The organism is Chryseobacterium sp. JV274 (genome assembly GCF_903969135.1).
Lineage (GTDB): Bacteria > Bacteroidota > Bacteroidia > Flavobacteriales > Weeksellaceae > Chryseobacterium.
In genome coordinates, this window is record NZ_LR824569.1 from 5,216,198 (window position 1) to 5,227,721 (window position 11,524).

The 11,524-nt window shown below is 37.2% G+C and carries 7 protein-coding genes; 6 read left to right on the forward strand and 1 reads right to left on the reverse strand.

Going from position 1 to position 11,524, the window contains the following annotated elements:
• Position 1: 1 nt before the first annotated feature.
• Entirely contained in the window at positions 2–1,186 is a 1,185-nt protein-coding gene (locus CHRYMOREF3P_RS24030; protein ID WP_232539101.1) for an MFS transporter, read from the reverse strand.
• Between the two features lie 176 nt (positions 1,187–1,362).
• Here CHRYMOREF3P_RS24030 and CHRYMOREF3P_RS24035 point away from each other — a divergent pair, with 176 nt between their 5' ends.
• From CHRYMOREF3P_RS24035 to CHRYMOREF3P_RS24060, 6 genes are all read left to right on the forward strand, one after another.
• On the forward strand, positions 1,363–4,278 hold the full coding sequence (locus CHRYMOREF3P_RS24035; protein ID WP_180565714.1) for a SusC/RagA family TonB-linked outer membrane protein: 2,916 nt from the start codon (positions 1,363–1,365) through the stop codon (positions 4,276–4,278).
• A 10-nt stretch (positions 4,279–4,288) separates the two neighbouring features.
• A complete protein-coding gene (locus CHRYMOREF3P_RS24040; protein WP_180565715.1) occupies positions 4,289–5,827 on the forward strand; it encodes a RagB/SusD family nutrient uptake outer membrane protein in 1,539 nt (512 codons plus the stop codon).
• 3 nt (positions 5,828–5,830) lie between these two features.
• Complete coding sequence (locus CHRYMOREF3P_RS24045) at positions 5,831–7,252, forward strand: glycoside hydrolase family 30 protein (protein WP_180565716.1); 1,422 nt, start codon at positions 5,831–5,833, stop codon at positions 7,250–7,252.
• 9 nt (positions 7,253–7,261) lie between these two features.
• On the forward strand, positions 7,262–9,484 hold the full coding sequence (locus tag CHRYMOREF3P_RS24050; protein ID WP_180565717.1) for a glycoside hydrolase family 3 N-terminal domain-containing protein: 2,223 nt from the start codon (positions 7,262–7,264) through the stop codon (positions 9,482–9,484).
• A gap of 73 nt (positions 9,485–9,557) precedes the next feature.
• Entirely contained in the window at positions 9,558–10,367 is an 810-nt protein-coding gene (locus CHRYMOREF3P_RS24055) for a family 16 glycosylhydrolase (RefSeq protein ID WP_180565718.1), read from the forward strand.
• Between the two features lie 39 nt (positions 10,368–10,406).
• Positions 10,407–11,524, forward strand: a 1,118-nt coding sequence (locus tag CHRYMOREF3P_RS24060; RefSeq protein WP_180565719.1) for a glycoside hydrolase family 30 protein, incomplete at its 3' end; no start/stop codon positions are given.

Below are 11,524 nucleotides of genomic sequence, written 5' to 3' on the forward strand. Positions count from 1 at the left end.
ACTATTTTCTTTTTGAAACATTAAAAAATACCAAACTAGTCACAAAAAGAAGAATTACGAAAGATAAGATATATAACGGATAAAAATTTAATAATTGTTTTTCAAACAGAACAGCCATGATAATCGAGCTTACAGAGCTGCCCAGTGAGGAAAATATAACAATAAGAGAAGTGAATAAGTTTACTTTTTCCTTATCCATCTGTGCAATCATTTTTGAATTGATGACAGGGTAGAGTGGTGACAAAAATAAACCGATCACCGGAAATAAGAAGAGAATAATCTTTGAATCTGCTGAATCAAAATACTGTACACCTACAATAATGATCAATAAAGAAATAATAAAAGCCATGCATGAAAGATAGTAACCCGGCAATGAAAATCTTCGGATAATGTTGGCTGTTATTGTTCTTCCTGCATAAGAAAATACTGCCAGAAAAGAAGTAGCCTGAAGGGCAAAAAATGAATTGACTTTCAAATGATTCTTATAAAAAGACGGAAGCCATGAGTTGAATCCCTGTTCTATAAAAACAATAAAAAATATAACCCCAAGGAATAGCATTATAGAAGGAGTTACAAACCCTGAAAGTTCAGAGAATATACTTTTATTTTCCAATGGTTTGGCCTCAGAAATTGTAATTTTTGATAAAAGGAATATTGTTAATGCAGATAAGAAAGCGATTAATAAAAAGCAAAATTTCCAATATTCAGAATATTCACTTGATACTACCCATCCAAAGCAGGTATTCACTACAAAAATTCCGATCATGAAAGAAGCTTCTACACTGTTCATAGTCTTTGCCAGCGACTTTTCATCTGAAATATTGTTCCTTATAATTCCAAAAACACAGATTTTACCAATCGCAAAACAGGCACCGATGATGGCAAACCATAATTTGAAAAACCAGAAAACTTCTATAAATGGCAGCAGACAAGAACAAAAGCTAACAATTATTAAAGCCGAAATCAATGCTTTTTTTGTTCCGGTTTTGTTGATAAAACCCACTGCAAAAAGAGAAATAAAAGCGATGGGCAGATCTTTAAATGATTCTAAAAAACCCAATTCTCCGTAAGTGATTTTCTCTTCGGCCAACTGCAGAATAATAAGCCCCATACAGTTCAAAACCATTGAAAAAATAAGAAAGGTAAGTTTTAACGGAAGAGAAATTTTAGAAAGCTTGATGATCATTTTGGGAGGCTTCTTTATTGTTTTTTTGTGAAATTTTATGAAATATTGATGCGAAGATAGGGCTTCTAACCCTGAAAAATAAAAGAAAAATTAAAATATTTATGAATAGAATGTTAATTAATTGAAAAAAAATATATTTTTATTGTCTCAATTTGAGAATTAAACAATAACTGTATATGAATGTAAGAATATCACGAAGCGTAGGAGTGGTTGCCGTCCTCTATTTTACGGCCAACTTCAGTGCCCAGACCACCAAGGCGAAGGACACAATTGCTAAAGAAAACAAAATAGACGAAGTTGTAGTGATTGGTTACGGTACTCAGAAAAAGAGTAATGTGACAGGTGCTATAGCGAGTATTAAAGCCAGCGATATTGAAAATGCTCCTACAGCTGGAAGGCCGGAGCAGGTACTTCAGGGAAGAGCTGCTGGAATTTCCGTCGTGTCAAATTCCGGACAACCGGGAACCGCTGCAACAGTTCGTGTTCGTGGTATTACCAGTTTTGGAGCGGGAAGTAATGATCCTTTATGGGTGGTTGATGGAATTGTAGTGGATAATATAGGCTGGCTAAATCAGTCTGATATTGAAGGGATTGAAGTTCTTAAAGACGGAGCATCCGCTGCTATTTATGGAGTGTCTGCAGCCAAAGGAGTTATTTTGATCACTACAAGGAAAGGAACCAAAGGGAAATTAGGTCTTTCCTATAATGGCTTCTTTGGTGTTGGAACTGTCTCTAAAAAGCTGGACTTATTAAATGGGTCACAATATGCAACCATTATGAACGAGGCTTATACCAATGATGGTTTGAAACCGGTACTTGGAGATCCGTCATCTTATGGAACAGGCACAGACTGGCAAAAACAAATCTTTAACAGTGCACAACGCCAATCTCATGAATTCAGCATTAATGGAGGAAATGATAAATCTACTTTTTATTCATCTTTTGGATATTACGACCAGCAAGGTATTGTATTAAGGGATATCTCAAATTACAAAAGGGTGAATGCCAGATTAAATTCAACCCATAAAGTATTCGACTTTCTGACCATAGGCCAGACCTTTGCATATACCCACACAAGATCTCAAGGAGTTACTGACAATGGAGAGTTTGGAGGTCCATTAAGTTCTGCAATAAACCTTGATCCTTTAACACCGGTAGTTGTAACTAATGGTATTAATAATCAGCCAAACTTTAGTGATTATATCAATAATCCAAATTATGTGAGAGATCCTAATGGGAATCCCTATGGACTTTCACAATTCGTAAGTAAAGAAATGTCCAATCCGCTGGCTTTTAGACAAACCAAGTTAGGAGGATATAAGTGGTCTGATGATATTATTGCAAATGTATTTGCTGAACTGAAGCTAAATAAGCATATCACTTTTAAGTCAAGTATGAACGGGAAACTGTCGTATTGGGGTGAGCAGGTTTTCACTCCGACTAATTACCTGAGTACGGCTAATAAAAATGATATTAACAACTTATTCAGGCAGACTGATAAAAAGTTTGAGTGGAGTACCGAAAACACCCTGACCTACCAAAATAAGTTTGGATTACATAGCTTAAATGTATTACTAGGACAAGGATATTACGAATATAATATCTCTTCAGGACAGAATATAAGATTTACCAATCTTCCTGTAAATAACTGGGAAGATGCCTCTTTCAGTTTTGATATTGCTCAGGAAAATAAAACGGGTAATGCCTGGGATGGGAAACAAACACATAAAGCTTCTTATTTTGCCAGAATAGTTTACGATTATGATAACAAGTATCTTTTCACGGGGACTATCCGTAGAGATGGTTCCTCAAAATTTGGAGGTAATAACCACTGGGGGAACTTCCCGGCAATGTCTTTAGGGTGGAATGTATCTAACGAGAATTTCTGGCCGGAAAATAAAGTAATTACTACGTTTAAACTTAGAGGTGGGTATGGAGTATTGGGTAATGATGCTATTGATGATTTCCAGTTTGCTAATTTCCTGATAGCCGGAAGTAATTACACATTCGGAGATAATATTATCCGTGTTGGCTATGCCCCAAGTACCCTCGAAAATCCTAATTTGAAATGGGAAAGGACGTCACAGTTCAATATTGCAGCAGACCTTAAGATTTTCAGAAATTTTGATCTTAGTGTGGATGTTTACAGAAAGAAAAGTACAGATATCTTGAGAAAAGTTGAGCTTCCCGGCTATTTAGGTTTAATTAATAATCCATTTAGAAATATTGGGGATATGAACAATGATGGGGTTGAAGTAAGCTTAGGATATAAAAAGAATTGGGGTGACTTTGGCTTTTCTGCAAATGGTAATTTTGCCTATTTGAAAAATGAAATTACAAGACTTGAAGATAACAGACCTTATGTAAACTTTGCTTCTTTCCAAACATTGGGAGCAGTTTCCAGATTGCAGGTTGGGGAATCATATGGTTCTTTCTATGGATATCAAAACCTTGGTGTTTTTCAAAATCAGGCAGAAGTTGATGCCTATAAAAATGCTAATGGAGGGTTGATCCAGCCTAATGCAAAACCGGGAGATTTCAAAAGACTTGATGCAAACGGTGATGGGGTAATTGATGAGAAAGATTATGTAAATCTGGGCAATTCAGTTCCAAAATATACATTTGGTTTAACCATCAATATGAATTATAAAAATTTCGATTTGATGATTTTTGCTCAAGGGCAAGCCGGCAATAAAATTTTTCAGGGACTCAGAAGACTTGATATTCAGGAAGCTAATTACCAAACAGCTATTTTGGACCGTTGGACAGGTGAAGGAACGTCTAATACGATAGCAAGAGTTACAAGAAATGATGATAATCAGAACTATACCAGAATGTCTGACTATTATCTTCAAAAAGGAGATTACTTGCGTCTTAAACTTGTTCAGTTAGGATATACTCTGTCGAAAGATGTTGCAAAAACTATTGGAGCTTCAAAAATCAGATTCTATGTAACTGCAGAAAACCTTGTAACTTTTACAAAATATACAGGATACGATCCTGAAATTGCAGGTACTGATACCTATGGAATAGACAGAGCCTTCTATCCGCAGGCAAGAACTTTCCTTTTTGGGGCTAATGTTCAATTTTAATGACAAAAAAATGAAAAATAAAAGATTTATATATAAAAGTGTATCTGTTTTACTATTAACAGGTATAAGTTTTGGAGCCATATCTTGTGACAGAGGAAATTTAGAAGATGTAAAGAATACAGGAACTTTTGATTCAGGCAACTATTTTAAAAATGAAGAACAGGCATTCAGTGGCCTAGTTGCTACTTATGATATGCTGAGAAAATATTCAGGTGGATTTGAAAATATGGTAACCTTCTTTAATGGAGCTTCTGATGATTTTTATTCAGGAGGAGGGAATTCTTCAGATGGCGCAGGAATTCAAGGGTTCTCCAATTATTCAATTAACCCTATTATTATGCCAGCCAGCTATTGGAAAGACTATTATCAGGGGATTGCAAAGGCAAATTTATTATTAGATAGAATTCCGGCCGCTAGTATGAATGATCAGACCAGAAAAAGATTTATTGCAGAAGCTAAAGTATTGAGATCATTATACTATTTTGAATTATTGAGAATGTTTAAAAATATTCCTCTCATTTTGAAACCTGTTTTGGCAACTGACGATTTCTATAATATTCCTCAAGAAGACCCTGCAAAAGTATATGCTCAAATAGAATCTGATATTGTTTCGGCTTTGCCTGACCTTATGCTGGTCCCATCTGGAGCAAGTGAAAAAGGCAGAATTACACAAGGAACAGCGCATGCTATTTTAGGAAAAATTTATTTATATGATAAAAAGAATGCTGAAGCAGCTGCCCAGTTTGAAATGGTTAATGGTACACCAGGACAGACAAGCCAATATGGATATAAATTAGTCAGCAATTTTGCAGATTTGTGGAAGGTAGATAATAAATTTACAACAGAGTCTGTTCTTGAGGTAATGCATACTAACATAAGTAATGCAGATTGGCCGTTTTGGGGATCTGGAAAAGATGAAGGCAACTCAATTAATGTAATGTTGGGGATAAAATCTTACGGACGCGTTGCCAATGTACCAAATAACGACGCTCCGGACCTTTATGCAAGTTGGGGTTTTAATCCTGTTACAGATGATTTATTTAATTTCATGCAGGGAGATCCTCGTTTGGATGCTACGATTTTTAATGGTAAAAAATTCAAAGACGAGGGCAAAATTACCTATTCACCTGGGTATAAAGATACAGGGTATTTTTTAAATAAATACTTGCCAAGAAATGCAGATAAATCAAATTTGCCAGGACCTACAGAACTTAATTTTCGTCAGAATTATATCGCGATTAGATTAGCAGATACGTATTTAATGGAGGCAGAAGCGCTGGGCGGTGCTGGAGGAAGAGCTCAGGCATTATTAGATGCCGTAAGGGCAAGAGTGGGTTTAGCATCAGTTCCGGTTTCTTTACAAGCTATTAAAGATGAAAGAAGAAGAGAACTTGCTGGAGAAGGCCATAGATGGTTTGACCTGGTTCGATGGGGAGATGCATCAGCAAAACTGGGAGCAAGAGGATTTAAGGTAGGAAAAAATGAAATACTGCCTATACCTTTTAACGAATTGGCAAATACAGCTTTAAAACAAAATCCTGGTTACTAAAATATGAAGTTTCACAACTTATATAGTTTCTTTAGAGGTGCCGCACTACTTAGTGGTGTGGCCCTTTTTTCTTTGTCGTGTACAGTTGTATCCAATAAAGGAAATGAAGTACAGTACTGGCTTACAAAAGGTGATGAAAGTGTAAAGTTACAGCAGCAGACTTCTGTTAAATTTGTAAATACTTCCAACAGTTTTCAGAATATTGAAATTGATGATTCTCAAAAGTTTCAATATGTTGATGGCTTTGGATATACATTAACAGGGGGAAGTGTTGAGGTAATCAACCGATTGTCATCTTCCAAAAGAAAAGCACTGCTTAACGAACTTTTTGGAAATGATAAAAACTCAATTTCCATCAGCTATTTAAGGTTAAGTATAGGAGCTTCCGATCTTGATGGTAAAGTATTTTCATATGATGATCTGCCGGAAGGACAGACTGATCCTTCTCTTTCAAATTTCAGTTTGGAAAAAGATAAAAATCTGATTGCTACGTTAAAAGAGATTTTAGCAATCAATCCTTCTGTTAAAATCATTGCTGCGCCATGGTCACCTCCGGTTTGGATGAAAGACAATGGCCAGTCAAAAGGAGGAAGTTTGAAACCTGAATTCTATGGAACATATGCCCAATATTTTGTAAAATACATCCAGGGCATGAAAAAAGAGGGCATTACCATCGATGCAGTAACCCCTCAGAATGAACCTTTACACCCGGGAAATAATCCGAGTTTGTATATGCCGTCTGAAAAGCAGGGAGATTTTATTAAGAACCATCTCGGACCGGTTTTTAAAGCCAATGGAATTACTACGAAAATTGTTGTCTACGATCACAATTGCAACAAACCTGAATATGCCATTGATATTTTAAAAGATTCTGAAGCGAACAAGTATATAGACGGATCCGCTTTTCATTTGTATGAAGGAGAGATTTCGGCTCTAAGTACTGTGCATAATGCTTTCCCTGATAAAAATCTATACTTTACCGAACAGTGGACCGGATCAAAAGGAACTTTTACCGAAGATCTGAACTGGCACACAAAAAATGTAATTATCGGCTCCATGAGAAACTGGAGTAAAATCGCTTTGGAATGGAATCTTGCTAACGATCCGGAATATGCTCCGCATACACCAGGCGGTTGTACAGAATGTAAAGGAGCAGTTACCGTGTCTGACAGTGAGAATTTCACAAGAAATGTTTCCTATTATATAATTGCCCACGCTTCGAAATTTGTTCCGGCAGGATCACAGCGTATCGCTTCCACACAGACAGATAAACTTTCCACTGCTGCTTTTAAGACTCAATTTGGGAAAATAGTTTTAATTGTGCAGAACGATAACCCTTCAGATGATAATTTTAATATTAAATTTGCCGGGAAAACCGCTGCTGTAACAATTTCAGGACGTTCTACAGCAACCTATATTTTTTAATTTGATACTATGAAAAGAGCTTATTTCTTACTGGCATTTTCCGCATTGGGAATGAATGCATACGGACAGAAAACAATTGATCAGAAAGTAGCAGAATTGCTGTCTAAAATGACCCTTGAGGAAAAAGTAGGGCAAATGGTACAGTACAGTGGGTTTGAATATGCTACAGGACCTCAGAAATCTAATTCGGCAGCCGTTTTGGAAGAAATTAAAAAAGGTAAAGTGGGTTCTATGCTGAATGTGGCAGGATCAGAAGAAACCAGATCATTTCAGAAACTGGCAATGCAGTCTAGGCTTAAAATTCCTTTGCTGTTTGGGCAGGACGTTATCCACGGATATCGTACCACATTTCCTGTAAATCTGGGGCAGGCGGCAAGCTGGGATATGGGAATGATAGAAAAATCGGAAAGAATTGCTGCAACAGAAGCGGCGGCATATGGGATTCACTGGACGTTTGCTCCAATGGTGGATATTGCCAGAGATCCGAGATGGGGAAGAGTAATGGAAGGTTCCGGAGAAGATACTTACCTGGGAACAAAAATAGGATTGGCAAGGATCAAAGGATTTCAGGGCAGAGGTTTGGGAAGTCTTGATGCCGTGATGGCCTGTGCAAAACATTTTGCAGCATACGGTGCAGCAGTAGGCGGAAGAGATTACAATTCTGTAGATATGAGCCTCAGACAGCTGAATGAAACGTACCTTCCTCCGTTTAAAGCTGCTGCTGAAGCAGGAGTAGCTACTTTTATGAACTCTTTCAATGACATCAACGGAATTCCGGCGACAGCCAACAAATATATTCAAAGAGACCTTTTAAAAGGAAAATGGAACTATAAAGGTTTTGTGGTTTCAGACTGGGGAAGCATCGGGGAAATGGTTCCTCACGGTTATGCCAAAGATGCTAATGAAGCGGCTGAAAAAGCAATACAGGGTGGAAGTGATATGGATATGGAAAGCCGTGTCTATATGGCAGAACTTCCAAAACTGGTGAAAGAAGGAAAAGTAGACCCCAAACTGATAGATGATGCAACAGGAAGAATTTTAACCAAAAAATTTGAAATGGGTCTTTTTGATGATCCTTACCGGTTCAGCAATGAAAAGAGACAGAAAGAACAGACCGATAATCAGGAGAACAGAAAATTCGGAAGAGAATTTGGTTCAAAAAGTATTGTTCTTCTTAAAAACCAGGGAAATATTCTTCCCCTTTCAAAAACTACGAAAACAGTTGCTCTGATTGGCCCTTTTGGTAAAGAAACAGTGGCAAATCATGGGTTCTGGTCTATTGCTTTTAAAGATGATAACCAAAGAATCGTTTCACAATTTGACGGAATTAAAAATCAACTGGATAAAAATTCCACTTTACTTTATGCAAAAGGCTGTAATGTCGATGATCAGGACAGAACCCAGTTTGCAGAAGCTGTAGAAACGGCAAAGAAAGCGGATGTAGTGATTATGACATTGGGAGAAGGACATGCGATGAGTGGAGAAGCAAAAAGCAGAAGTAATATTGGGTTTACAGGAGTTCAGGAAGATTTATTGAAAGAAATTGCCAAAACAGGCAAGCCAATCATTCTGATGATTAACGCCGGAAGGCCTTTGATTTTCAACTGGGCAGCAGATCATATTCCGACAATCGTGTACACATGGTGGCTGGGAACTGAAGCCGGAAACTCTATTGCAGACGTTTTATTCGGTACTGTGAATCCTGGTGGGAAACTTCCGATGAGCTTTCCGAGAACTGAAGGGCAGATTCCTGTGTATTACAATCATTATAATACGGGTAGGCCTGCAAAAAATAATACAGACAGAAACTATGTTTCAGCCTATATAGATCTTGATAATGATCCGAAATATCCGTTTGGATATGGCTTAAGCTATGCAGATTTTAAATATTCTGACATGGTTTTAAGTTCTGCAAGCCTTACAGGAAATCAGACTCTGAATATCAGCGTTACCGTTTCCAATACAGGGAAATATGATGGTGAAGAGGTGGTACAGCTTTATATCAGAGATCTTTTCGGTAAAGTGGTAAGACCTGTGAAGGAACTGAAAGGTTTCCAGAAAGTACTTATCAAAAAAGGAGAAAGTAAAAAGGTAGAGTTTAAGCTGACACCGGAAGACCTGAAGTTTTTTGATGACAATCTGAATTTTGACTGGGAAAGTGGAGAATTCGATATTATGATCGGAACCAATTCTCAAAATGTACAGACCAAAAGAATTAACTGGACAAAGTAAAATTCAATAGAAGCGGGCTTTAGCCCGCTTAATAAAGAAGTCAGAAAATAGCTTTAGCTAAAATCTAATAAAAATGAATTTGAAAGTTAAAAATATCATCACAATAGGTGCAGCAGGGACTTCGTTTTTCTTTGCTTTAAACTGTGCCTCGCACAAATCTGATGCTCACAGAACCCTGATCTGGAATGATGAATTCAATGGGAAAGGTCTTCCGGATTCATTAAAATGGAATTATGATGTAGGTGGAGGCGGTTTTGGAAATGAGGAAGCTCAGTTTTATACCAAAAACAGGCTTGAAAATGCCAGAATGGAAAAAGGAAACCTCATCATTGAAGCTAGAAAAGAAAATTGGGAAACCAATAAATATACTTCCGCCAGACTTTTAACCAAAGGGAAATTCGCTTTTCAATATGGAACAGTAGAAGTCCGGGCAAAACTTCCCAAAGGTCGCGGAACATGGCCGGCAATCTGGATGATGAGCGAAAATATGAAGAAGTGGCCTGATGATGGTGAACTGGATATCATGGAACATGTTGGGTATAACCAGGGATTTATACATGCATCTGTTCACACTAAAAAGTACAATCATATCCTGGGAACACAGAAAACAGATACTCTGTTTGTAAAAGATGCCAGCGAAAAGTTTCATGTCTATAAAGCAGACTGGACCCCGGAAAAAATTGATGTTTACATAGATGATCAGAAATTTTTCACCTATGAGAATATGGAAAAAAATAATGAGGCATGGCCTTTTGACAGACCTTACTATATCATTTTAAACCTTGCAGTAGGGGGAATGTGGGGAGGTCAGAAGGGAATTGATGACTCTATTTTTCCACAAAAGTATTACATAGACTACGTAAGAGTCTATCAGAATAAATAATGAAAATGAGGACAAAAGGTCCAAAAACAGAAGAAAATCATGAGAAAACTAATTGTAAGTTGTTTTGTAGTAGGCGTTGTCATCAATGTCAATGCACAGAATTATTGGAAAAAGAATGCAGGAAAAACAGCTAAGGTGATCCTTACCAACTCGAAAGCGGATGAGAAGATGGTGGATAAAGGAGCCGTTAAATTTGAACAATTTGGACAACCCAAAGAAACAGAAGCCTGTATTTTTGTGGCCCCCAATTTTAAATACCAGAAACTGATAGGAATTGGTGGTGCTATTACAGATGCGTCAGCAGAAACTTTTTATAAAATGCCAAAGAATAAGCAAAAGGAAATTCTTGACGCTTATTTTGGGAAGAACGGATTGGGATATACTGTTGTTCGTACCAATATGAACTCCTGTGACTTCTCCAGTGATTCTTACACTTATGTAGAGGATAATGACACTTCCCTGAAAACGTTTAACGTTGCTCATGATGAGAAGTATAAAATTCCGATGATAAAAGAAGCTCAGAAAGCGATCGGGAATAATTTTACGTTCTATTTCTCCCCATGGAGTCCTCCAGCCTGGATGAAATCAAATAAAAGTTTGTATAAAGGCGGAAGATTAGAAAATGAATACTACCAAACGTGGGCAGATTATTATATCAAATTTATCAAAGAATACGAAAAAAGAGGAATTAATATCTGGGGACTGACGGTTCAAAACGAGCCGATGGCTACCCAAAGCTGGGAATCATGTATCTATACTGCTGAAGAAGAAGGAGAATTCCTGAAAAAGAATCTTGGGCCAACACTTTGGAAAAACGGATATAAAGATAAAAAAGTAATGATCTGGGATCACAACAGAGACCTTATTTATCAAAGAGCAACCACTACGCTAAGTGATCCGGAAACTTCAAAATATGCTCATGGAATCGGCTATCACTGGTATGAAACATGGAACAATAAAACGCAGCTCTTTGACAATTTAGCAGAAACTCACAGAGCTTTTCCTGATAAATTTCTGGCCTTCACGGAAGGATGTAAAGAACAGTTCAGTATGGATAAGATTTATGATGTAAGTCTGGGAGAATTGTACAGCAAAAATATGCTGAATGATTTCAACAAAGGGAATGCACTATGGACCGACTGGAATATTCTGTTAGA

Excerpts from the sequence above, each read along its gene's own strand:
- CHRYMOREF3P_RS24030 (WP_232539101.1), bottom strand. The coding sequence starts at position 1,186 with ATGATCATCAAGCTTTCTAAAATTTCTCTTCCGTTAAAACTTACCTTT.
- CHRYMOREF3P_RS24035 (WP_180565714.1), top strand. The coding sequence starts at position 1,363 with ATGAATGTAAGAATATCACGAAGCGTAGGAGTGGTTGCCGTCCTCTAT.
- CHRYMOREF3P_RS24040 (WP_180565715.1), top strand. The coding sequence starts at position 4,289 with ATGAAAAATAAAAGATTTATATATAAAAGTGTATCTGTTTTACTATTA.
- CHRYMOREF3P_RS24045 (WP_180565716.1), top strand. The coding sequence starts at position 5,831 with ATGAAGTTTCACAACTTATATAGTTTCTTTAGAGGTGCCGCACTACTT.
- CHRYMOREF3P_RS24050 (WP_180565717.1), top strand. The coding sequence starts at position 7,262 with ATGAAAAGAGCTTATTTCTTACTGGCATTTTCCGCATTGGGAATGAAT.
- CHRYMOREF3P_RS24055 (WP_180565718.1), top strand. The coding sequence starts at position 9,558 with ATGAATTTGAAAGTTAAAAATATCATCACAATAGGTGCAGCAGGGACT.